This window comes from Pseudomonas sp. Ps21-P2, from assembly GCF_039672565.1.
Lineage (GTDB): Bacteria > Pseudomonadota > Gammaproteobacteria > Pseudomonadales > Pseudomonadaceae > Aquipseudomonas.
Map to the genome: position 1 here is coordinate 194,415 of NZ_JBDFPL010000006.1, position 22,880 is coordinate 217,294.

Here is a 22,880-nt window from a genome sequence, read left to right on the forward strand (position 1 = left end):
GCCCGCCCCATGCCCCATTCCGCTGCCCCGCTCGACCTGTTGTTGCTGCCGGACTGGCTGGTACCGGTCGAACCCGCCGGCGTTGTGTTGAAGCAGCACGGAATCGGCATCCGCGATGGCCTGATCGTTTACATCGGCCCCCGCGCCGAGGCCCTGCGCCAGCCGGCCATCGAAGTGCGCGAGTTGCCGGGCATGCTGCTCAGTCCCGGGCTGATCAACGCCCACGGCCATGCGGCCATGACGCTGTTCCGCGGCTTGGCGGACGATCTGCCGTTGATGACCTGGCTGCAGGACCATATCTGGCCAGCCGAGGCGAAATGGGTCGATGAGGATTTCGTCCGCGACGGCACCGATCTGGCCATTGCCGAGCAGTTGAAAGGTGGCATCACCTGCTTCTCCGACATGTATTTCTTTCCGAAGGTCGCCTGCGAGCGGGTGCACAACAGTGGCATTCGCGCACAGATCACCGTGCCGGTGCTGGACTTCCCGATACCGGGCGCGCGCAACAGCGATGAATCGCTGCACATCGGTATCGAGCTGTTCAACGACCTCGCCCACCACGATCGCATCAAGATCGCCATGGGGCCCCACGCGCCTTATACCGTCAGCGACGAGAACCTGGAGAAGATCCGGGTCATCGCCGATGAACTGGATGCAATGATCCAGATGCATGTTCACGAAACCGCTTTTGAAGTACACGAGGCCGTTCAGCAACGCCAGGAACGGCCCATCGCCCGACTGCAGCGTCTGGGCCTGCTGGGCCCGCGTTTCCAGGCGGTGCACATGACCCAGATCAGCGATGACGACCTGGCGATGCTGGTCGAAAGCAACTCCAGCGTCATTCACTGCCCCGAATCGAACCTGAAACTGGCCAGCGGCTTCTGCCCGGTCGAGCGCCTGTGGCAGGCCGGGGTCAACGTCGCCATCGGCACCGACGGCGCGGCCAGCAACAACGACCTGGACCTGCTCGGCGAAACCCGCACCGCCGCGCTGCTGGCGAAGGCGGTGGCCGGCTCGGCCACTGCGCTGGACGCCCACCGTGCGCTGCGCATGGCCACGCTGAACGGCGCCCGCGCCCTGGGCATCGACGATCACACCGGCTCGCTGCAAATCGGCAAGGCCGCCGACATGGTCGCGTTCGACCTCTCGGGCCTGGCGCAACAGCCGGTCTACGACCCGGTGTCACAGCTTATTTATGCGACGGGTCGCGACTGCGTCACGCACGTCTGGGTCGCCGGCAAGCCATTGCTGCAGGACAAACGCCTTACCCGCATGGACGAAGAAGCGCTGACCCGAACCGCCAAAGCCTGGGGCAACCGCATCGCGGCAGACAAAGCCTGACCCATTGAGCACCGCCACGGTCAGATACCGTGGCCGGACAACGAATTCAAGTTTTAGAGGATCACACATGAGCAACGTCGACCACGCCGAAATCGCCAAATTCGAGGCCCTCGCCCATCGCTGGTGGGATCGCAACAGCGAGTTCAAGCCGCTTCACGACATCAATCCGTTGCGGGTGAACTGGATTGACGAGCGCGTGAATCTGGCTGGCAAGAAGGTGCTCGACGTCGGTTGCGGCGGCGGCATTCTGAGCGAGGCCATGGCCTTGCGCGGCGCCACCGTGACCGGCATCGACATGGGCGAGGCGCCGCTGGCCGTGGCGCGCCTGCATCAGCTCGAATCTGGCGTGAACGTGGAATACCGGCAGATCACCGCCGAAGCACTGGCCGACGAAATGCCCGAGCAGTTCGATGTCGTGACCTGCCTGGAAATGCTGGAGCACGTGCCGGACCCCTCGTCGGTGATTCGCGCCTGCTACAAGATGGTCAAGCCGGGCGGTCAGGTGTTTTTCTCCACCATCAACCGAAACCCGAAGGCGTACCTGTTCGCCATCATCGGCGCCGAATACATCATGAACCTGCTGCCGCGCGGCACCCATGACTTCAAGAAATTCATCCGCCCTTCCGAGCTGGGCGCGTGGAGCCGCGATGCCGGGCTGCAGGTCAAGGACATCATCGGCCTGACCTACAACCCGCTGACCAAGCACTACAAGCTGGCGTCCGACGTCGACGTCAATTACATGATCCAGACACTGAGAGGCGTCTGAGCCATGCGCTTGAGGGCAGTTCTCTTCGACATGGACGGCACGCTGCTCGATACCGCGCCGGACTTCATCGCGATCTGCCAGGCGATGCTGGCCGAACGCGGCTTCCCGCGTGTGGACGACAACCTGATTCGCGACGAGATCTCCGGCGGGGCCAGGGCGATGGTCTCGGCGGCGTTCTCCATGTCCCCCGAGGCGCCTGAATTCGAGGCGCTGCGACTGGAATTTCTGGCGCGCTACCAGACCGATTGCGCCGTGCACAGCAAGCTGTTCGACGGCATGACCGAATTGCTCGCCGACATCGAAAAAGCCAAGCTGATCTGGGGCGTGGTGACCAACAAGCCGGTGCGTTTCGCTCAGCCGATCATGGAGCAGCTGGGCTTGTCGGAGCGTTCCGCGGTGCTGATCTGCCCGGACCATGTGACCAGGAGCAAACCCGACCCGGAGCCGCTGTTGCTGGCCTGCAAGATGCTCGATCTGGACCCGTCCAGCGTGCTGTTCGTGGGCGATGACCTGCGTGACATCGAATCCGGCCGCGACGCCGGCACCAAGACCGCCGCCGTACGCTATGGCTACATCCATCCCAACGACAATCCCGATCACTGGGGCGCGGACGTGGTGGTGGATCACCCGCTGGAGCTGCGCCGGGTGCTGGATGATGCGTTGTGCAGCTGCTGATCGCTCATCAGCGCAGCTCGGCATAGACACAGCGCACTACATAGAGAGAGGAGCCCCCATGTTCAATTATTCCGCCCGCCCCGATCTGCTCAAGGACCGGGTGATTCTGGTCACCGGCGCCGGCCGAGGCATCGGTGCCGCCGCCGCGAGAACCTACGCCGCCTACGGCGCGACGGTCTTGCTGCTGGGCAGGACCGAAGCGAACCTGAGCGCGCTGTATGACGAGATCGAAGCTGCCGGTCATCCGCAGCCGGTGGTCATCCCGTTCGATCTCGAGACCGCCCTGCCCCATCAGTACGACGAACTCGCCGCGATGATCGAAGCGGAGTTCGGCCGGCTCGATGGCGTGTTGCACAACGCCTCGATCATTGGCCCGCGCACGCCGATCGAGCAGCTCACCGGCGAGCAGTTCATGCAGGTGATGCACATCAACGTCAACGCCACCTTCATGCTGACCACCGCGTTGCTGCCGCTGCTCAAGCTCTCGGGTGACGCGTCCATCGCCTTCACTTCCAGCAGCGTCGGGCGTAAAGGCCGCGCGTATTGGGGCGCCTATGGCGTGTCCAAGTTCGCCACCGAGGGGCTGATGCAGACGCTGGCCGATGAAATCGACGGGCTTGGGTCGCTGCGCGCCAACAGCATCAATCCGGGCGCAACCCGCACCGACATGCGCGCCCAGGCGTACCCGGCGGAAGATCCGACCAACAACCCGACGCCGGACGAGATCATGCCGGTGTATCTGTACCTGATGGGCCCGGACAGCAAAGGCATCAACGGACAGGCACTGGATGCGCAGACCCGCTGACTTTGGGGCCAGTCGTCCGCTAACCACAAGGGGCGCTCCCGAACTCGCGCCCTCATCTGAATATCAGACAACCCCGCGCACCCTCCACTCGGCAGTTTCCTGCCGTCTTGTGTAGCAGAATGCCTTGGGGATCGATACGTTAGTCAAATTCAAGGCGCGGAAAGGTATCAAACCTGTCACAATCCGCCGCAACTTATTGATTGACAATACTTTTCACGCAGGCAGTCGAATTGGCACGAGTTTCGCTCTCTCCATTTCAAGCCCGTAGAGGCGAAGGAGCGGAACCATGAGTTTTCCAACCACCACCAATGCCATAGATTTCGACAGCGCCCGGCTGCAACGCCATGGTTTCGCGCCGCCCCACAGCCTCGTCCGGCCTGCCCTCGATTACGAACAGCTCAGGCGTCAGCTCGATTTGCAACTGCAGACCAGCCTCGAAGCGGACAAGATCCTGTCGATGCTTTTCCAGAGCGTTCAGCAACTCATCCCGCTGAATGCCCTCAGCTACAAACACCTGCCCACCGATCTGCGCCTGGAACTTGGGGAACGCGCCCGGCACAGCGCTATCTATCGCATGACCCACGAAGGCGAGCAGTTGGGCGAGCTGTCGTTCCAGCGCGACCACCGTTTCGCCGAGGATGAGCTTGAGCAACTCGAATCGTTGCTGTCCAGCCTGCTGTATCCCCTGCGCAACGCCCTGCTGTATCGCCACGCCAGCCTGAGTGCGCTGCGTGACCCGCTGACCGGCGCCGGTAACCGGATCGCGATGGAGCAGTCGCTGATTCGCGAGTTCGAAATCGCACGCCGCCAGCAGCAACCGCTGTCGGTGCTGATGCTCGACATCGACCACTTCAAGGGCATCAACGACACCCATGGCCATGCCACGGGCGATGAAGTGCTGCGGGCCGTGACCAACGCGGTCAAGGATCGCCTGCGCAATATCGATCAGGTGTTCAGATTTGGCGGTGAGGAATTTCTCATCGTGCTGACCAACACCAGCCGTGAGTCAGCCGCGCTGGTGGGCGAGCGCCTGCGCAGTGCGGCACTGCAACTCAGTTATCCGGTGACAGGACGGCCTCTGGATCTGACCGTCAGCCTCGGTTGCTCGACGCTGCTGCCGGGCGAATCGTCCGACAGCATGTTGCGCCGTGCCGACACGGCCCTGTACGCCGCCAAGCGCAAGGGCCGCAACCGCCTGGAAATGGCGGGCTGACCGATCAGGCGCGGGCGGGGATCCGGTGTTCACGGACCGAGCCGGTACATTCCTGAGATCGTTCCAGCGTCATGCACCGTTCAAGGAACAGAAACATGTACTCGTAGCTCTTGCAGACCGCCATTCGCAGGTCGCTCTGCAATTGCTCGCTGGGGTTGTTGCCGGCCAGGGTGCAGATGATTTCCAGCGCTTCCCAAGGGTGGGAATCGTCGTACTGCGCATGCATCTTCAGCCACTTCATTGCCCGCTTTCGTGTGTCCGGCGGGAACATGTCCGCGTAGGTGTCCTGGGAACAGACGACCGCCGACCATTCACCGGTGGCACCTTCGATGGCGTAGTTGGTCGCCGCGATGGCGACTACCAGTGAATCCGACGAACAACTGTGCCAGCACCAGTGATTCAGTGCGTGGAGTTCCGAGGGCACCAACTGCGCCTGCAAGTCTTCCAGCGTCACCCCGTGGGCAGCGCTCCAGTTGACCCAGTAATCGGCGTGGTTGAGTTCGACCCGAATGTTGCGCATCAACCATCGTCGCGCCATGTCTTCACCCGGGTGTCGGGCGAATCGGGTTTTGGTCAGGTTATGCGCCATATAGACCGCGAACTGTTCGACGACCGGCCATCCCCCAATCAGGTACTGGCGCATGGTCTTAGAACTGAGCCGCCCGTCACGCATGCGTTGATAAAGTTCATGCCCTACCACCTTGGCCTTGGCGTCACTGCAATCGTCAATCAATTGCTGTGCCCAAGCGGGGTAACTGCTGGCATCCATCAGCGGACCGGTTCTAATGAACATATCGATCACTGTGTAGCTCCTTATGTAAGTTGCGTAGGATGTGTTCAGCGAAAAGTCCCGGGAGCGCTGAACAACAGTGGGGTCTGCCTCGCGGGCCGTGCGTGCAGACATTCACAGGTGAATAATTGCGGTCGCTCGATAACGTACCCCTGAGCGTAGTCCACACCGATTTCCAATAACGCCTGCTCTATCTGGGGGCTTTCGACGAACTCGGCGATCGTCTGTTTGCCCATTACGTGCCCGATATGGTTGATCACTTCCACCATCGCCCGGTTGACCGGATCGTCGAGCATGTCTTTTACGAAACTGCCATCAATCTTCAGGAAGTCCACAGGCAAGTGCTTCAGGTAAGCGAATGACGACATGCCTGCACAGAAGTCATCCAGAGAGAAACGGCATCCCAGACTTTTAAGTTCATTGATGAACCGAATGGCGCTGCCCAAATTGGCGATCGCACTGGTTTCGGTGATTTCAAAACAGATAAGTTCAGGAGGGATTGCGTAGATCTGGAACTGCTGTCGCAAATACTCAAGAAAGGCGTCGTCGCCAATGCTGGTCCCGGACAGGTTGATCGCACACACGGCCATCGGCCCTTTGCCGTGTCCGGACTTGAGACAGTCGGCGATGATCATGAAAACGTGCTGCACGACCCAGCGGTCCAGGGTGGTCATCATGCCGTAGCGCTCGGCGGCGGGGATGAAACTGTCCGGCAGGATCATGCGCCCGGACTCGTCGCGCAGCCGCAGCAGAATCTCGATATGGCCAGGGCCTTGCACGGCGTTGCGGCCCAGTGCTGCAATTTCCTGGGAGTACAGACAGAAGCGGTTGTCTTCGAGGGCCATGTGCAGGCGCTGAATCCAGGCCATTTCGCCAAAGCGGGTGGACAGATCAGAGTCGTCGTCGTGGTAGACCTGAACCCGGTTGCGGCCCTTTTCCTTGGCCATGTAGCAGGCCATGTCGGCGGCGCGCAGCGAGGTCTCCAGCGTGGTCGGGACATCGTCGATGTGTACCAGACCGATGCTGACGGTGGTGACAAACGGCCGGCCTTTCCAGACAAAGTGCAGGCTTTCCACGGTTTGCCGCAGGCTTTCGGCCACGCGCTCGGCGGCCTCCGGCGCACAGTGTTCGAGAAGGATGCCAAACTCGTCGCCCCCAAGGCGCGCCAGCGTATCGCCTTCGCGCACGCCCTGCTGCAGCAGCGTGCAAATGTGCCGCAGCAGCTCATCACCCGCGGCATGGCCGCTGGTGTCGTTGACCAGCTTGAACTGATCGAGGTCAAGGAACATCAATGCATGCTGCGCCGGCTGCTCGGCCAGGCCGTTGAGGGCCAGCTCGAGGCGGTATTCGAACTCGCGGCGATTGGTCAGTCCGGTCAGCGCATCGTGGGTCGCCTGCCAGGACAGATTAGCGATGTACTGACGCTCCTGAGTCATGTCGTGTAACACCAGCACGGCGCCACTGACCTTGCCTTCGGTGCGGATCGGCGAGCCGACCAACGCGACCGAAACGGTACTGCCGTCCAGGCGCTGAATCAGTCGTGAGCTTTCACTGCCGCCGCCCAGATTGCCACTGAGCATGCGCTCGATCAGGGTCGAGGTGTCTTTCTGATCGTTCTCGTCGAGCAGGCTGAACAGCGCGGCCAGCGGCAGACCGGCCGCCTGCTCGTTCTTCCAGTGGGTCATGAGCTCTGCGGCGGGGTTCATGTAGACGATGGAGCCGTCGACATCGGTGGTGATGACGCCGTCACCGATGGACTCCAGGGTGATCTGCGCGCGCTCTTTTTCCGCCTGCAGCGCGATCGCAAAGGCGTGGCGCTGCTCCAGCAGTTTATGGGTGCGCAGCAGCGCAAGGATGATCAGGCACAGCGCCGTGGCGAGGTTGACCACCAGCAGAATCCGCAGGATGACCCGCGAGCCCTCCCCCAGTGCGTCGCTGAAAGCCATGGCCGCCGGCGTGACACCTTCGTTGATGGCGCTGATGCGCTGGCGCCAGCCCAGGACTTCACTGTTGGTGACGTTGCCTTCCTGAATACGGGCGTGCATTTCACGGGCGACTTCATCGAGCTGCACGAGATAGTTGTCACCGACCTTCCACAGGTCGATGGCCTTTTCCAGGTAGCTGAAGTGCTGGAAGTTCAGATAGAGCCAGATGATGCTCTGCGCATCGTCGGGATGGTTACCCCCCTGCAGAATCCCGGCCTTGGCGCGCACGATGTCGGGCACCGGCTGATCCATCGCCAGGCGCAAATCATGCCCGCCCTGGGGAATGGCGATCGCCTGCTGGTATTTCAGGTAGTTGATGTCGTCGCGGCTGTTGGCGTAGAGATTCAGATAATAAATGGCGTCTTTCTGGCCCTTCGACCACAGGCTCTCACCGCCGATGTAGCTGCGGACCGCGGACATCATGTACAAGCTGACGCAGCCGAGCAGTGCCTGTAACAGCACAACAGCGATAAACGGCCAGACGATGCCCAGAAGACGAGGCTTCCCGAGGATCCGCTTTTGCTTCATGGTGTCCCTTTGATCAGCACTGCCAGATTCTCAGTCCCCCCACGCCAGGCAACCTTCCTGGAGCCTGAGGGACTTCGCTAATTCCACGACGCAGCAGACAATCTCTCACATCTTTTACAAGACGTAACCAGCCAATTGGGTGCGAAGACGTAAATATGACGCTTTTCACATTTTCGGTAAGCGCCTGAGCAAGCATAGCCCAAGAATTGACGTGCTCCAGTGGCAATACGCTATTGCGTACTGCCCCGTAGCTCGCCCGGTCGTATCACACCTGTTGCAGGTGTCCATAGAGCCTAGCGTAGAGCCCGCCGTCTGCAATCAATTGCTGATGATCCCCGTCTTCGGCGATGCGCCCGCCATCGAACACCAACACGCGATCGGCCTGTTTCACCGCTGACAGCCGGTGGGCGATGATCAGCGTCGTGCGGCCGCTGAGGAAACGGTTCAGGGCCTGGTGCAGGTTGTACTCGGTGGCGGCATCCAGCGCAGAAGTGGCCTCGTCGAGAATCACCACCTTGGGGTCGGCCAGCACCATGCGGGCGATGGCCAGCCGTTGGCGCTGGCCGCCGGAGAGGCGAACCCCCGAACGCCCGACCACGCTGTCCAGTCCCAGGGGCAGCGAGCGGATCGTCGCATCCATCTGAGCGATTTCAAGCGCCTGCCAGCAGGCGTTGTCATCCTGCTCGCGGCCCATAAGAAGGTTGGCGCGGACGGTGTCGTTGAACAGCGCCGGGTGCTGCAACACCACCGCGACGTTCTCGCGGACGGTGTCCAGGCCGATCTCCTGCAAGCTTGAACCTCCGAAACGAATGACCCCGGATCGGGCGGTGTACAGGCCAAGGAGCAACTGAACGAGCGTGCTTTTGCCGCCGCCGCTGGCCCCCACGATCGCGACTTTTTCGCCGGGATTGATCGACAGGTCCATCTGATCGAGGACCAGCTCGTCGTTGTAGCCAAAGCTCAAACCGCGCACGTCGATGCTCACCGTCTGCCGCCCCACGAACGGATTGGTCTGTCCCGGGTACTGAGGCTCGTCCGCGCGGGCCAGCAGTTCATTGATGCGGGTCAGGGCGCCGCCGGCCGCGTAATAGGCGTACTGCAGATTCAGCAGTTGTTCGACCGGCCCGATCATGAACCACAGGTAGCTGAACACTGCGAGCATGTGGCCGATGGACAGGTCGGAGAACAGCACCGTGAGCATGGCGGCAGCGCGGAAGATGTCGATGCCGAATTGAAACAGCAAGCCGCTGGCGCGGCCCGATGCGTCGCTTTTCCACTGGGATGACACCGCGTAATCGCGCACTTCCCGGGCGCGCAGGCCGAGCAAACCGAGGAAATAGCCCTGACGGTTGCTGGCGCGGATCTCCTGAATGGCGTCGAGGGTCTCGGTGAGCGCCTGGGTGAAGCGCGAGGTGCTGTCGTTTTCCAGTTTTTTGAGGTGTTTGACGCGCTTGCCGAGCTTCACCGTGGCGAACACCACCAGCGGATTGAACAGCAGGATCAGCAGCGCCAGTTGCCAGTGCATCCACATCAGGATCGCAGCGGTGCCTGTGAGGGTGAGCATCGCCACGAGAAACTTGCTCAGCGTCTCGCCGACGAACTTGTCCACGGTGTCCAGATCCGTCACCAGATGCGCGGTGACGGTGCCGCTGCCCAGGCTTTCGTATTCGCTCAGCGAGATGCGCTTGAGCCGTTCGATCAGGCGCGTGCGGATGCGGTAGACGATGTCCTTGGCCAGTCCGGCAAACAACCGCGCCTGAATCACGTTGAACACCAGCGCGCCCAGTCGCAGGCACAGTGTCGCCACCAGCATCAGCCCGATGTAACCGACAGGCTTGTGCAGGCTGTCGGGCAGGAACTGATTCATGAAGATCAGCGCCGAATTGCCTTTGCCCAGCAGCACTTCATCGACCAGCAAGGGCAGGAGCAGCGGGATCGGCACTGAGCAGAGGACCGCCAGGACAGCGACACCATTGGCCACCCACAGCGCCTTTTTGTGCTGCAGGACGAGGCGGCGGATCTGCGCCCAGTTCAGGCGATCACCGGCCGGGCGCTCATGTGCCGATGCGGCGCTACTGCGATGTTCCAGGTCGGGGACGTCAGGCACTGGCGTTGCGCTCCAGCCAACGACCCAGCAAAGGCCCGAGGACATCGAGGGGTTGATAGCCGTTGGTCAGCAGCGCCAGTTGGCCATTGCGCTCAGCGAGCAGCGTCGGGAAACCCGCGATGCCCAAGTCCTGGACCCAGGAGAAATCCGACGCGGTCGCGGTGTGCTGTTCGACGCTGTCGAAGGCTTCGGCGAACTCGATGCGCGGCAGACCGGCTTTTTCCGCCAGCTCGGCCAGCACCGAGCCGTGGGTGACGTCGCGGCCGTGCAGGTAGAAGGCCTGCTGGATTTCTTTGACCAGCCGCCAGGCGACATCCGGCGCCAGGCTGCGCGCCGCAACGATGGCACGGCAGGCCGGCGCGGTGTCGTAGACGAAACCGTCGGGCAAGGCGCCGTCGAAACGGAATGCCTGCCCCGTGGCGTCGTGCACCGCTTGCCAGTGTTCGAGAATGTAGCGTTTGGTCGTCGGTTCCAGGGCCGCGCCACTGCCGGTGCGCAATCCGCCCACCACCAGATGCAACGGCACCCCCGCCGCTGCCGCCTGCTCGACCAATGCTTCGGCCACCGGAGAAAACCCCCAGCACCACGAACACATCGGGTCCATCACATACAGCAGGCGGGTGGACATGGCTCAGGCCTCGTTGTTGTGGGTTTCAGTCGCCTGGCCGTCAAGCGCACGGTAATTGCGACCGATCGGGTGCGGCTGATTGCGCGCCTTCGCCAGTTCGATCTGCTTTTGCCGGTCGATGGCGCTGCGACGGGTTTTCTCGCTCAGCGAATCCCAGCAATGCGGGCAGCTGACCCCCGGCGAATAATGCTCGCTGGCACGGTCTTCTGCGCTGATCGGCGTGCGGCAGGCATGGCATTGATCGTAGTCGCCTTCGGTCAGGTCGTGACGCACGGTGACGCGATTGTCGAACACGAAGCAGTCGCCCTGCCAGCGGGTTTCTTCCTGGGGCACTTCTTCCAAGTATTTGAGAATGCCGCCCTTGAGGTGATAGACCTCTTCGAACCCTTCACCGAGCATGTAGCTGGAGGCCTTCTCACAGCGAATGCCGCCGGTGCAGAACATCGCGACCTTCTTGTGCCTGGCCGGATCAAAATTCGCCTTGATGTAATCGGGAAATTCACGGAGTGAAGTGGTCTTGGGGTCAATCGCGCCTTCAAAGGTGCCGATGGACACCTCGTAATCGTTGCGCGTGTCGATGAGCAGCACTTCAGGGTCGGCGATCAGCGCGTTCCAGTCCTTGGGATCGACATAGGTGCCGACCGCCTTGTTCGGGTCAACGCCCGGGACGCCGAGGGTCACGATCTCTTTCTTGAGTTTGACCTTGGTGCGGTAGAACGGCTGCTCGTCGCAGTACGATTCCTTGTGGTCGATGTCGACCATGCGCGGGTCTTTCTTCAGCCAGGCCATCAAGCCGTCGATGCCCTCGCGGCTGCCGGACACCGTGCCGTTGATGCCTTCTTCGGCGATCAGCAAGGTGCCTTTGATGCCGTTGTCGACCATCGCCTGCAGCAGTGGCTCGCGCAGTGCGACGTAATCGGAAAGGGTGACGAATTTGTACAGCGCCGCGACGACGATGGGTGCGGGTTGGGTCATGTGGCGTCTCCAGGTGGTGACCCTCGCAAAGGGCCTACCGGGTGAATGATTCAGATGAACGCGTGCCGACCGGGCAACGCGGCGCGGATTCTATCAAGAATCGAACGTGGGCAGGCAGGAGGGTTGATCAATCGCCTCATCACCCCGTCTACCTGCCGGGAACATCGGCCTGAGCGTCACGGACTAAATGACATCGCTTGCCCACCCCCACAGGAACGAATCCCATGCATATTCTTCACCTCGCCAGTTCTCCCCGCGGCGATCGCTCTGCCTCTCTCAAACTCGCTGCGCGCTACCTCGAAACCCTGACCTCGCTTCACGCCGACGCCACGGTGGATGTCCTGGACGTCTGGACGACTGATCTGCTGCCCTTCGACGGTGCCGCACTGGAGGCCAAGTACGCCGATCTGCAAGGCGTGCAGATGAACGCCGAGCAACAGGCGGTGTGGGAGCAGATCCACACATTGGGCGAGCGTTTCCATCGCGCCGACGTCATCGTTTTCAGCGTGCCGATGTGGAATTTCGGTATTCCTTACCGCCTCAAGCATCTGATCGACGCCGTGTCGCAGCGGGGCGTGCTGTTCGATTTCGACGCTCAGGGCATGCGCGGTCTGCTCAAAGGCAAGAAAGTGGTGGTGTTCGCGACCCGTGGGGTAGCGCTTGGGGAGGACTTCCCCACGGAGGACTACGATCATCAGGTCGCTTACCTGAAAACCTGGGCCCGGATGGTGGGTATTCCGGCCATCGATGCAGTGATCTCGGAAGCCACCCTCGCGGATGCGACGACGGCGGAGAAGAATTTCAACGCGGCGCTGGCGCAGGCCTCGAAGCTGGCGGCCGACCTGACATGAACGCCCGTCAAATCAGGGATGCATTCTTACCTAACGAATGTTAGGTAGCCTATTGACCGAGGCGGTATTCAAGCCTAAGGTTGGCCTACCTAACAACCGTTAGGTAGTTAATCTTCCCCCACAGGACAGCGCCATGACGACCAGACTGCAGCTATTCACCTCTCCTTCGGCGTTCCCCAATCCCCAGCGACTGCGCTTGTTCATGCACGAAAAGGGCATCGCCGATCAGTTCGATGAAACCATCTATGACATGGCGCCCGGAGGCGAGCAGCGTGGCTGGCGTCACCTGAATATGAACCCGTGGGGAGAAACCCCTACGCTGCAGTTGGCGGATGGCAGCTTTATTTCCGAAACACCGGCCATTGCCCGTTTTCTCGACCAGTCTTATCCCGGCCGCAAGATCATGGGCGAAACCGCGCTGGAGCAGGGCCTGGACAACATGTGGGATAACCGCATCTGGGTGCATATCCTTTATCGGATCGTCACGGCTTTTCACGTCTTGCACACCGGGCTGGGCTTCAAGCTGGAGCTGACGAAGAATGAGGCATGGGGTGAGCACTGCCGCAAAGAGGCACTGATGCATGCTGCCTTGGTGAATCGTCATCTGGCCGACGGTCGCGAATGGCTGCTGGGCGGGGCCGAACCGACGTTTGCCGATATCACGCTGGCCACCGCCATTGCCTTCTCCAAGTTCCCGGTAAACGCGACCCCGCTGGACGAGCGCTTCGAGCATCTGGACAGCTACTGGCAGCGCTGGCAGAAACGTCCGGCTTTCCAGGCCGCCTACGCCGATCGCAGCAGTGGCATACCGGAGCTGCATTCGCCTTCCGCGTGATCCGACTGGATGGGCACGTCATGATCCGAGAGGACGGGAGCTGGAGCTTTTGCTTTAAGATGGCCGGCTCCACTGCAACTCGTCCGACCCATGAAAGGCACGACAATGAGCATCAACGCCCGCGAGGCCATACTCCTGGCTGCCCGAAACATTGCCCAGTCACAGGGTTACAATGGCCTGAATTTTCGCGACCTGGCCCATGAAGTTGGCATCAAGGCAGCCAGTATCTACTACCACTTCCCAAGCAAGGCCGATCTGGGCATTGCTGTCGCCAAACGATACTGGCAGGACGGTGCGGCCGCATTGGAAACGCTCAGCGAGCAGACGCCGGATCCGGTGGAGGCATTGCGCCGATTCCCCGACATTTTTCGTCGCTCGCTGGAGGCCGACAACCGGCTGTGCCTGGGAAGTTTTGTAGGGGCTGAAGCCGATAATCTTCCCCCCGCAATGGTCAAGGAGATGCAGGCTTTCGCTCAGGTGAACGTTGAATGGCTGAGCCGACTGCTCGTCTCGGCGAAATACTGCGAGGAAGCCAACAGCGACATCCGCGCGCGCGCCATTTTCTCGGCCGTCGCGGGTGCACAACTGATCGCGAGAAGCACATCAGACATTTCGGTTTTCGACACGCTGATTGAAGCCTACCGTGCCTATGGTCCCCTGCCGGCGTAACAGTCGCTTGCCGCCCGAAGAAGGTGAACACCTTCTTCGGGCGGCGGGCGTCAGTCGTGCCCACCCGCACAGGTCGGGGAGGACGGCGCGGCGCCGAGCTTCGTCCATTCTTCCGGGGTGTAGGTGTGCAGCGCCAGCGCGTGGAACTCACCCATCAGGCCACCGAGCAGGCCATAGACCTTCTGGTGACGCTTGACCGCGTTGAGGCCGGCGAACTGCTCGCTGACCACCACCGCTTTGTAGTGAGTGTCCGTGCCGCGACTGTGCATGTGGCTTTCATTGAGCACCTGGAGGTACTCGGGCTGAAAGACCGTCAACGCGGATTCGATTCGCTGTTGCATGCTCATGTCAGGCTTCGCTTATGGCTTCTTCGCAGGAGCGGCCGGTGCAGCAGGCTTGGCGCCAGCCGGGGTCAGCTCCTTGGTCATGTCGGCGAGCAGCTTGTTGACTACAGGCACCGCGCTTTCCAGTTTGCTCTGGGTCAGCTGGAACGACTGCTGGCTGATCTGCGGCATCTTGGCCTGGACTTTCTGGCCCAGTGGAGACTGGTAGAAGGCAACCAGATCTTTCAGCTCGCTTTCGGTGAAGTTGGAGGTGTACAGCTTGACCATGTCAGGCTGCAGCTTTGGCCAGCTGATCACCTGATCCAGCGCGGCATTGGCCTTGCCCTGATAGGTTTCGAGGGTGGCTTGCTTGGACGCAGGTGCTTTGGTTTCAGCGAAGCGCTGAGCGAACATCTGCTGGACTTGCATGTAAACCGGCGCACCCAGTTGATCGGCGTGAGCCAGTTTGAGGAACGCTACAGCACTGGCTTCATGGCTGGCGGTATCGGCAAGAACCTGGCCGCTGGCACATACCAGAGCAACCGCAGCACAAATGGCACGAAGACGGGTCATCGAGTTTCCTTATCTAGCAGGCGAGGCAGAACCCCAAGGCCGGCCATTCTGCGCCCCTTTGCGCATTTCCCTCAACCCCTGACCCTACGAGCGGTTATCCCGCGGACCTGACGCACTCGCGCGCACGAAGGTTTAGGGCGACCAGTCCGGGGCTTTTGTCGCACACTGTCCGCACCTGTTCCGACCGCACAGCAGCCACGGGGAACCCCACCGGCTCCCCGGTTACTAAACTGCGCAAATCGATCTTAAGGAGAGAGTCCAGTGAGCCGTACCGAAACCGACAGCATAGGTCCGATCGAAGTCCCCGAAGACGCTTACTGGGGGGCGCAGACGCAGCGCTCTCTGATCAATTTCGCCATCGGCCAGGAACGCATGCCGTTGCCGGTATTGCACGCGCTGGCGCTGATCAAAAAAGCCGCCGCCCGGGTCAACAACCGCAACGGCGACCTGCCCACCGACATCGCCAACCTGATCGAGCAGTCCGCCGACGAAGTGCTGCAGGGCCAGCTCGACGACCAGTTTCCTCTGGTGGTCTGGCAGACCGGCAGCGGCACGCAAAGCAACATGAACGTCAACGAAGTCATTGCCGGCCGTGCCAACGAACTGGCGGGTGGCGTTCGCGGCGGCAAATCGCCGGTTCACCCCAACGATCACGTCAACCGCTCGCAAAGCTCCAACGACTGCTTCCCCACCGCCATGCACATCGCGGCCGTGCAAGCAGTTAAAGAGCAACTGCTGCCGGCCATCGCCGAACTGTCCACCGGCCTCGCCGAGCAGTCTTCGCGGCACATGAAGCTGGTGAAAACCGGCCGCACGCACATGATGGACGCCACACCGATCACCTTCGGCCAGGAGCTCTCGGCTTACGTCGCTCAGTTGGACTACGCCGAAAAAAGCATTCGCGCCGCGTTGCCGGCCGTGTGCGAGCTGGCCCAGGGCGGCACCGCCGTCGGCACTGGCCTGAACTCGCCCCATGGATTCGCCGAAGCGGTGGCCGCCGAACTGGCTGCGCTGTCCGGCCTGCCCTTCGTCACCGCGCCGAACAAGTTTGCCGCGCTGGCCGGGCATGAGCCGCTGACCGCGCTGTCCGGCGCGCTGAAAACCCTCGCCGTGACGCTGATGAAGATCGCCAACGACCTGCGCCTGCTGGGTTCCGGCCCCCGCGCGGGCCTGGCTGAAGTAAAGCTGCCAGCCAACGAGCCAGGCAGCTCGATCATGCCGGGCAAGGTCAACCCGACCCAGTGCGAGGCGCTGTCGATGCTGGCGTGTCAGGTCATGGGCAACGACACCACGATCACCTTCGCCGCCAGTCAGGGCCACTTGCAGCTGAACGTGTTCAAGCCGGTGATCATCCACAACATGCTGCAATCGATCCGTTTGTTGGGCGATGGCTGCCGCAACTTCAACGAGCACTGCATCGCAGGCATGGAACCGGATGCCGCCAAGATGGCCGAGCATCTGGAACGCGGCCTGATGCTGGTGACCGCGCTGAACCCTCACATCGGCTACGACAAATCGGCGCAGATCGCCAAGAAAGCCTATAGCGAAGGCCTGACGCTGCGTGAAGCGGCGCTGCAACTGGGTTTCCTCACCGACGCCGAGTTCGACGCCTGGGTGCGCCCGGAAAAAATGCTCGAGGCCGGCAGCAATGGCTGAACCCATCAGCGGCGCCACGCCACTGGAAGGCTACGGCAAACGCATTCTGATGATCATCGGCACGCCGAAAAGCATCAGCCTCGGCCACGCGCTGGGCGAGGCTTATGCCCAGGGCGCGCGGAGCAAAGGTCATGTGGTGCGGGTGCTCAAACTTGACGAGATGGATTTCGACCCGGTGCTGCGCGGTGGCTACGAATCTGCCCAGACACTGGAACACGATCTGCTTGAAGCCCAGCGCGAGGTGCACTGGGCCCAGCATCTGGTGTTCGTTTATCCGGTCTGGTGGGGCGGTTTGCCGAGCCTGCTCGGTGGATTCTTCGACCGGGTGTTCATGCCCGGTTTTGCCTTCAAGGCCCATGGCAGGCATCACCCCTCCAATGAGCTGCTGAAGGGCCGAACAGCAGAATTGCTGGTGACAATGGACACGCCGTCGCGCTATTTTCGCTGGGTCTTCAAGGCCCCTGCCCACCGGCAGATGGTCAGGACGATCCTTGAGTTCTGTGGGATCAAGACCACACGGCTGACGGAGTTCTCGCCGGTACGCACCTCTACCGAAGAGCAGCGTCAACAGTGGATTCGCGACGCCGAGGCGTTGGGCAAACACTGAAACCCGAGGCCCGCACCGCCAGGCAGGTTGCGCGGGCTCGCACGTTGATGGAACCGTTAAGAACGCTGCTATTCAAATGCTCTGACTTACCTGTGGCGACACTTGTCGCCCACCCAGATCACTCGCGTACCGACCTAATGCCCGGAGAAGGCCATGTTAAGCAAGCGTGAACAAGATCCAGCTCCCACCGTACGTTTTCGCAGCGACCGCGTATCCCGCGTCAATGGCCTTTATTTCTTCAGCACCCGGGAAAACACCCTCGAGGGTCCATTCATGAGCAAGGAAGACGCTGCTCGGGAAACCGAGGTCTATGTCCGTCGCATGCAGGCCGCCAGCGCGTATCAGCCAGGCATGCCCTCCTCGCTCAACGGCTGACTCATCCCGCCTTTACGAATGATTGCGGCGAAAAGTCTCCTCGCCCATCGCTGCGATCTGTCCGTCGATCAGTGCATCGAAGGGACGCAACAAGCCATCGAATGACGTCTCCGGCTCCAGCGTGTGCAGCGCATGGACGATGGCCTCGAGTGTCGACAACGCCTCGGGGCCCGGTGCCTTGCGCAATCGGTAGCGTGACGCTGGCGCGTTGGTTAGCACCACTCTGGGCAGCGCCGCCAGCAGCGGATTAAGGTGCAGCAGCTTGCGCGCCTTGCGCCAGGTGCCATCGGGTACGACGAGCAGCACGGGTGCATCGTCGACCCGGTTAGCCTTCAGCGAAACAGCCTCCTCCCCCGGAAACAGCAAACACGCTTGGTAACCGGGCTGGCTCAGCCATTGCGGCAGATCCTCAAACACCTCCCCCACCTGCAATTCCGCATTCGTCAGGCCTAGTGCTGCCAGGCGCGCCGTGTTGAGCGCGTGATTGACTTCGCTGGGGTGCTGCAGGATCAACACGCGCGTGCGGCTGCCCAACGCAGGAATCAGCGCACACAGGCAGTGATCGGTCGGACGCAGGCAGCGTTCGCAGCGGGCACGGGACATTGTCGGTTTCCTACAGTGGATTGAGCTGCGCTTTCAGCAGATCGCGAAAGGTCTGGATCAACGGCTCACGGCTGCGTCCGCGACGCAGGATCATCGAAAACGGTGCCTGATAGCCAAAGGTCGCCGGGAGCAACACGCGCAGGTGCCCCGAATCCACCCACGACTGAGCGTAGTGCTCGGGCAAGTAACCGATGTAGGCGCCGGACAGAACCAGAATCAGCTGCGCTTCCATACTCTCGACGGTCGCGGCGCTGTGCTTGAAGCCGTGGCGGGCGAGCTCGGCCTGGCTCCAGTAGCCGCGTCCGACCATGCGTTGTTGGGTGATGACCGGTTCCGGGATGCGCCGTTCGGCATACAGCGCGTGGCGATTGCTGCAGTACAGCCAATGCTGCTCGCGGTACAGCGGCTGATAAAGCAGGCCGTTCATGCGGGTGGAGAACGAGCCGATCGCCAGGTCCAGTCGGTTGTCCAGCACGCCCAGCTGCAATTCATAAGGGCTCATCACGGCCAGGTGCAAATGCACGGCTGGATGCTCCGCACTGTAGGCGCCGATGACTTCCGCAAAGGGCAAAGCGCGGTCACTGACCGTCGAGTCCAGCACCCCCAGGTTCAGCGTGCCGCGCAGCTCGCCCTTGAGCGCAGCCGCGTAGAGTTCGAAGCCTTCCAGCTCGCCGAGCAGGCGCAGGGTTTCCTGATGAAACAGCTCGCCCTTGCTGGTCAGGCTGAACCCGCCGCGCCCGCGATGACAGAGCACGATACCCAACGCCGCTTCGAGCTGACTCATGTAGGTGCTGATCGCCGACGTCGACAGATTGAGTTCTTGCTGAGCACTGGCAAAGCCCTGATGGCGCACCACGCAGGCAAAGATGCGCAGCAATTTGAGGTCGGGAAGCGCGCTGGCCATGGTTGTTCCAGGGTGGGTTTTGCGCGCAGCTTACCCGATACTTCAGGAATATCTGAACTAAGTATTTCGCCTGGCCGATTGTTCGCAGCGGGCGCGGTAAACAAAATCGGGGCCATGCTGGAAGCCCGCTTCCGCCCCTTTTGTTACCACCGATGAGGCATTCCCGTGGACAAGATTTTCCATCAACCACTGGGCGGCAACGAAATGCCGCGCTTCGCCGGCATCGCCACCATGATGCGCTTGCCGCACCTGCAAACTGCGGCCGGTCTGGACGCGGCTTTCGTTGGCGTGCCGCTGGACATTGGCACATCCCTGCGCGCCGGCACCCGTTTCGGCCCACGGGAAATCCGCGCTGAATCGGTGATGATTCGCCCCTACAACATGGCCACCGGCGCCGCCCCTTTTGATTCGCTGTCAGTGGCGGACATCGGCGACGTGGCGATCAACACCTTCAACCTGCTGGATGCGGTGCGCATCATCGAAGAGGCCTACGACGGTTTTCTCGAGCACGACATCATCCCGCTGACCCTCGGCGGCGATCACACCATCACGCTGCCGATCCTGCGCGCCATGAAGAAGAAGCACGGCAAGGTCGGGCTGGTGCACATCGACGCCCATGCGGACGTCAACGATCACATGTTTGGCGAGAAGATCGCCCACGGCACCACGTTCCGCCGGGCGGTAGAGGAAGGTCTGCTGGACTGCGATCGCGTGGTTCAGATCGGTTTGCGCGCTCAGGGTTATACCGCTGAAGACTTCAACTGGAGTCGCAAGCAGGGGTTCAGGGTGGTCCAGGCCGAGGAATGCTGGCACAAGTCGCTGGCGCCGCTGATGGCCGAAGTGCGCGAGAAGGTGGGCGGCGGTCCGGTGTACCTCAGTTTCGACATCGACGGCATCGACCCGGCCTGGGCACCGGGCACTGGCACACCGGAAATCGGCGGGCTGACGACGATTCAGGCAATCGAAATCATTCGTGGGTGCCAGGGGCTGGACCTGATTGGCTGTGACCTTGTTGAAGTCTCGCCGCCCTATGACACCACCGGCAACACCTCGCTACTGGGCGCGAATCTGCTGTATGAAATGCTCTGCGTGCTGCCGGGTGTGGCGCACCGCTGACAGCGGGCCTGCACGCTTCGCTGTTTAGTGGGACCGGCTTCATCCGGGAAAGGCTCGTCCGAGTGCCCTCAATTTTCGCGGCGTGACGACTGACGCTTTCCCGGCTGAAGCCGGTCCCTCAAGAGTGCCCTGCATCGGGCGCGCCGCTCCTCCATTGCGCGCCGATACAAAAAATCTCCCCACACCTGTCATTCCCCTTCCGCGAACTTGGGCTAGCCTTAATGCGAGACCGTCGGCGTTGTGCAACGCAGCGCGGGTTTTTCAGGGTGGTTGCTTTTGGGGATTCCTGCCACAACCCTCTGTATTTTGATGCTGGGGTGATTACCACTTAAATCAAAGCAGAGGCCTGCCATGAAGCGGAGCGAAGTCAGACAGCATGTGATCGACACGATCGGAAAGATCCTGGTCGACAAGACCCTCATTCAGGAAGAAGACGACGTGATGCTAAGTGCGCTTGAGCTGGATGAAGAAGACTTCAGAGAGTTCTTCTCGATTCTGCAAAGCGACTTTGGCATCGTCCTGCCCAACCAGATCAAAGCCGATATTGCAGGGATGTCAGCACATTCAGCCAATGACCAACTGACTCTGCAGGGCCTTGTCGAGCTGATTGTTGACGAGAAAAAACGCCGAACTCATCACTGAGCCGCAAATGGGATCGATGTAGAAAAGATAGGGAGGCGAGCTAGGCGTTTGACCGAACGGTCGGAGGAAACGGAGCGGGCTATCGGGCGATAGCGCCGCTGTTCAGCGCGTCTGGCGAAGAGCGCTTAGCGCCGTGGACGACGACGCTCATCATCATTGCTGCGCACGGGAATGGGTTGCAGCTTTGGCTTTTCGATCAACCCGAGCGCGACGCCTACATCGTGAAGCCATTCTTGCAATTTGCTGTTCATATAACGCCCCCTTCAGGGAAATACTCGGCAGCCAATGTCCGAACTGCTTAGAGCAGATCATAGTGCTAAGGCGCACTTTACGCCTGCTACCGAGTGTCGCGGCAGGAATTTTTTGCCCTACATGACGTTATGACACTGCTAATCGCCCATTCGAAGACTTCACGCGACAAACGGCAAGGCGGTCAACCGGCGCCCACAGCCGTGAAAGCCGCACATTCATGGGCCTGGCGGCGTCTGGCGAACAGATAGAACAGCCCGCCGCCAAGGAAACATCCTGTAAACCATGCGAAGTTGGCCATCGGCTGCAACGCCGGGACGAAGGTGATCGCAATGCCCGCCACCGTTGCCAGGATCAATGCCTTGACCGCCGTGTAGTTCACACCGCCGGTGTACCAATAGCGCCCGGTCGGCCCATCGTTGAACAGCGCATCGACGTCGATCTGCTGCTTCTTTATAACGTAATAGTCCACCAGCAGGATGCCGAACAACGGCCCGATGAACGCCGCCAGCACGTCCAGCGTGTAATGGATGACGGCGGGGTTGTTGAACAGGTTCCAGGGCGTAATGAAGACCGACGCCACTGCCGCGATCATCCCGCCTGCACGCCAGCTGATCTTGCTGGGGGCGACGTTGGCGAAGTCGAAGGCCGGTGACACGAAGTTGGCGACGATGTTGATGCCGATTGTGGCGGTCACGAAGGCAAACGCTCCGAGCAGTACTGCAACGTCGTTGTCGATGCGGGCCACGGTGGCGATCGGGTCATGGAGCATCTCGCCGAACACCGGCAGCGTTCCCGAAACAATGACGACGGTGACCAGCGAGAACGCCAGAAAGTTGATCGGCAGGCCCCAGAAATTGCCGCGGCGCACCTCAGACATGCTCCGGCAGTAGCGAGTGAAATCGCCAAAATTGAGCGTAGGACCCGAGAAGTAGGACACCACCAGGGCCGTGGCCATGATCACTTGGGAGAACGCTTCCCAGCCGGTCAAGGATTTCTCGGAGAGGGTGAAGCTGATGTTGGCCCAGCCCGCTTTCCAGACAATCCAGCCCGCCAGAATGAACATCACGGCATAGACCACGGGCCCGGCCCAATCGATGAACCGGCGGATCGAATCCATGCCGGTCCAGAACACCGCAGCCTGTACCACCCAAAGCACCAGGAAGCCCATCCACCCAAGGTAGGACAAGCCGGCAAAGTGCGGGTCTGCGTAGACCGACATGTGTGGGAAAAAGCGCAGCACGACGATGATCAGCGCGCTTGAAGCCAGGTACGTCTGCACTCCGTACCACGCCACGGCGATCAGGCCACGAATCACCGCAGGAATATTCGCACCGAACACGCCAAAGGCCAGACGACAGATCACCGGATACGGCACGGCTGCCTGCTGACTGGGCCTGGCCAACAGGTTGGCGATCACCTGAATGATGCAGATGCCCACCAGCAGCGCGATCAGCACCTGCCAGCTCGCCAGCCCGAGGGCGAACAGGCTGGCGGCGAAGACGTAGCCGCCCACGCTGTGCACATCACTCATCCAGAACGCAAAAATGTTGTACCAGGTCCACTTCTGCGGCACGGGACCTAGGTCCTGGTTGTACAGGCGGGGGCTGTAGCCCTTCGGCAATGGCTCGGTCATCGCATTTCTCCCTTATTAGGACGAACCG

24 protein-coding genes are annotated in these 22,880 nt (G+C 61.2%); 13 read left to right on the plus strand and 11 right to left on the minus strand.

The window, feature by feature from the left end; all coding sequences use genetic code 11:
* Positions 1–9 precede the first annotated feature (9 nt).
* The 5 genes from ABEH28_RS16795 (at position 10) to ABEH28_RS16815 (ending at position 4,800) form a co-directional block, all read left to right on the plus strand.
* On the plus strand, positions 10–1,341 hold the full coding sequence (locus ABEH28_RS16795) for a TRZ/ATZ family hydrolase (RefSeq protein ID WP_282367515.1): 1,332 nt from the start codon (positions 10–12) through the stop codon (positions 1,339–1,341).
* A gap of 67 nt (positions 1,342–1,408) precedes the next feature.
* Positions 1,409–2,107 carry a bifunctional 2-polyprenyl-6-hydroxyphenol methylase/3-demethylubiquinol 3-O-methyltransferase UbiG gene (gene ubiG / locus ABEH28_RS16800; RefSeq protein ID WP_192172823.1) on the plus strand — a complete coding sequence of 233 codons (699 nt, stop codon included), beginning with the start codon at positions 1,409–1,411 and terminating at the stop codon, positions 2,105–2,107.
* 3 nt (positions 2,108–2,110) lie between these two features.
* Positions 2,111–2,782: an N-acetylmuramic acid 6-phosphate phosphatase MupP gene (gene mupP / locus ABEH28_RS16805; RefSeq protein ID WP_346630600.1), complete on the plus strand. Its 672-nt coding sequence runs from the start codon at positions 2,111–2,113 to the stop codon at positions 2,780–2,782.
* Positions 2,783–2,840: 58 nt separating this feature from the next.
* Complete coding sequence (locus ABEH28_RS16810) at positions 2,841–3,587, plus strand: YciK family oxidoreductase (RefSeq protein ID WP_346630601.1); 747 nt, start codon at positions 2,841–2,843, stop codon at positions 3,585–3,587.
* Positions 3,588–3,873: 286 nt separating this feature from the next.
* Positions 3,874–4,800: a GGDEF domain-containing protein gene (locus tag ABEH28_RS16815; RefSeq protein ID WP_346630602.1), complete on the plus strand. Its 927-nt coding sequence runs from the start codon at positions 3,874–3,876 to the stop codon at positions 4,798–4,800.
* A gap of 4 nt (positions 4,801–4,804) precedes the next feature.
* Here ABEH28_RS16815 and ABEH28_RS16820 read toward each other — a convergent pair whose 3' ends face one another.
* From ABEH28_RS16820 to ABEH28_RS16840, 5 genes are all read right to left on the minus strand, one after another.
* Positions 4,805–5,602 (minus strand): iron-containing redox enzyme family protein, encoded by a 798-nt coding sequence (locus tag ABEH28_RS16820; RefSeq protein WP_346630603.1) that lies wholly within the window; start codon positions 5,600–5,602, stop codon positions 4,805–4,807.
* 35 nt (positions 5,603–5,637) lie between these two features.
* Positions 5,638–8,103 (minus strand): EAL domain-containing protein, encoded by a 2,466-nt coding sequence (locus ABEH28_RS16825; protein WP_346626521.1) that lies wholly within the window; start codon positions 8,101–8,103, stop codon positions 5,638–5,640.
* 265 nt (positions 8,104–8,368) lie between these two features.
* A complete protein-coding gene (locus ABEH28_RS16830) occupies positions 8,369–10,255 on the minus strand; it encodes an ABC transporter ATP-binding protein (RefSeq protein ID WP_346630604.1) in 1,887 nt (628 codons plus the stop codon).
* Positions 10,203–10,805 carry a DsbA family protein gene (locus ABEH28_RS16835; RefSeq protein WP_192172951.1) on the minus strand — a complete coding sequence of 201 codons (603 nt, stop codon included), beginning with the start codon at positions 10,803–10,805 and terminating at the stop codon, positions 10,203–10,205. The genes ABEH28_RS16830 and ABEH28_RS16835 overlap by 53 nt, the downstream gene beginning before the upstream one ends.
* Positions 10,806–10,841: 36 nt before the next feature.
* Complete coding sequence (locus tag ABEH28_RS16840; RefSeq protein WP_346630605.1) at positions 10,842–11,813, minus strand: rhodanese-related sulfurtransferase; 972 nt, start codon at positions 11,811–11,813, stop codon at positions 10,842–10,844.
* 224 nt (positions 11,814–12,037) lie between these two features.
* On the opposite strand from ABEH28_RS16840, the gene ABEH28_RS16845 reads away from it, so the two are divergent.
* From ABEH28_RS16845 to ABEH28_RS16855, 3 genes are all read left to right on the plus strand, one after another.
* Positions 12,038–12,664: an NAD(P)H-dependent oxidoreductase gene (locus ABEH28_RS16845; RefSeq protein WP_346630606.1), complete on the plus strand. Its 627-nt coding sequence runs from the start codon at positions 12,038–12,040 to the stop codon at positions 12,662–12,664.
* A 133-nt stretch (positions 12,665–12,797) separates the two neighbouring features.
* The gene (locus ABEH28_RS16850) at positions 12,798–13,499 is read left to right on the plus strand and encodes a glutathione S-transferase C-terminal domain-containing protein (RefSeq protein ID WP_346630607.1); all 702 of its coding nucleotides are present in this window, start codon (positions 12,798–12,800) and stop codon (positions 13,497–13,499) included.
* A gap of 105 nt (positions 13,500–13,604) precedes the next feature.
* A complete protein-coding gene (locus ABEH28_RS16855; protein ID WP_346630608.1) occupies positions 13,605–14,168 on the plus strand; it encodes a TetR/AcrR family transcriptional regulator in 564 nt (187 codons plus the stop codon).
* A 50-nt stretch (positions 14,169–14,218) separates the two neighbouring features.
* Here ABEH28_RS16855 and ABEH28_RS16860 read toward each other — a convergent pair whose 3' ends face one another.
* Entirely contained in the window at positions 14,219–14,515 is a 297-nt protein-coding gene (locus ABEH28_RS16860; protein ID WP_346630609.1) for a BolA family protein, read from the minus strand.
* Positions 14,516–14,527: 12 nt separating this feature from the next.
* Positions 14,528–15,064: a DUF2059 domain-containing protein gene (locus ABEH28_RS16865; protein ID WP_065992947.1), complete on the minus strand. Its 537-nt coding sequence runs from the start codon at positions 15,062–15,064 to the stop codon at positions 14,528–14,530.
* A gap of 261 nt (positions 15,065–15,325) precedes the next feature.
* Between ABEH28_RS16865 and ABEH28_RS16870 the strand changes: the two genes are divergently transcribed.
* The 3 genes from ABEH28_RS16870 to ABEH28_RS16880 all read left to right on the plus strand — a co-directional run bounded on the left by ABEH28_RS16870 (position 15,326) and on the right by ABEH28_RS16880 (position 17,702).
* The gene (locus tag ABEH28_RS16870) at positions 15,326–16,720 is read left to right on the plus strand and encodes a class II fumarate hydratase (RefSeq protein ID WP_346630610.1); all 1,395 of its coding nucleotides are present in this window, start codon (positions 15,326–15,328) and stop codon (positions 16,718–16,720) included.
* Positions 16,713–17,327 carry an NAD(P)H-dependent oxidoreductase gene (locus tag ABEH28_RS16875; protein WP_346630611.1) on the plus strand — a complete coding sequence of 205 codons (615 nt, stop codon included), beginning with the start codon at positions 16,713–16,715 and terminating at the stop codon, positions 17,325–17,327. The genes ABEH28_RS16870 and ABEH28_RS16875 overlap by 8 nt, the downstream gene beginning before the upstream one ends.
* Before the next feature lie 153 nt (positions 17,328–17,480).
* Entirely contained in the window at positions 17,481–17,702 is a 222-nt protein-coding gene (locus tag ABEH28_RS16880; RefSeq protein ID WP_192172835.1) for a DUF6316 family protein, read from the plus strand.
* Positions 17,703–17,714: 12 nt separating this feature from the next.
* On the opposite strand, the gene ABEH28_RS16885 is transcribed toward ABEH28_RS16880, so the two are convergent.
* Together ABEH28_RS16885 and ABEH28_RS16890 are read right to left on the minus strand one after the other, a co-directional pair.
* A complete protein-coding gene (locus ABEH28_RS16885) occupies positions 17,715–18,305 on the minus strand; it encodes a DTW domain-containing protein (RefSeq protein WP_346630612.1) in 591 nt (196 codons plus the stop codon).
* A 10-nt stretch (positions 18,306–18,315) separates the two neighbouring features.
* On the minus strand, positions 18,316–19,209 hold the full coding sequence (locus tag ABEH28_RS16890) for a LysR family transcriptional regulator (RefSeq protein ID WP_282367551.1): 894 nt from the start codon (positions 19,207–19,209) through the stop codon (positions 18,316–18,318).
* A gap of 165 nt (positions 19,210–19,374) precedes the next feature.
* On the opposite strand from ABEH28_RS16890, the gene speB reads away from it, so the two are divergent.
* Complete coding sequence (gene speB, locus ABEH28_RS16895; RefSeq protein WP_192172838.1) at positions 19,375–20,325, plus strand: agmatinase; 951 nt, start codon at positions 19,375–19,377, stop codon at positions 20,323–20,325.
* Positions 20,326–20,676: 351 nt separating this feature from the next.
* Entirely contained in the window at positions 20,677–20,967 is a 291-nt protein-coding gene (locus tag ABEH28_RS16900; RefSeq protein WP_346626511.1) for a hypothetical protein, read from the plus strand.
* A 125-nt stretch (positions 20,968–21,092) separates the two neighbouring features.
* Here ABEH28_RS16900 and ABEH28_RS16905 read toward each other — a convergent pair whose 3' ends face one another.
* Both ABEH28_RS16905 and ABEH28_RS16910 read right to left on the minus strand, forming a co-directional pair.
* Positions 21,093–21,218: a PA1414 family protein gene (locus ABEH28_RS16905; RefSeq protein WP_122535674.1), complete on the minus strand. Its 126-nt coding sequence runs from the start codon at positions 21,216–21,218 to the stop codon at positions 21,093–21,095.
* Positions 21,219–21,400: 182 nt separating this feature from the next.
* Complete coding sequence (locus ABEH28_RS16910) at positions 21,401–22,852, minus strand: NCS1 family nucleobase:cation symporter-1 (protein WP_346630613.1); 1,452 nt, start codon at positions 22,850–22,852, stop codon at positions 21,401–21,403.
* Positions 22,853–22,880: the final 28 nt, after the last annotated feature.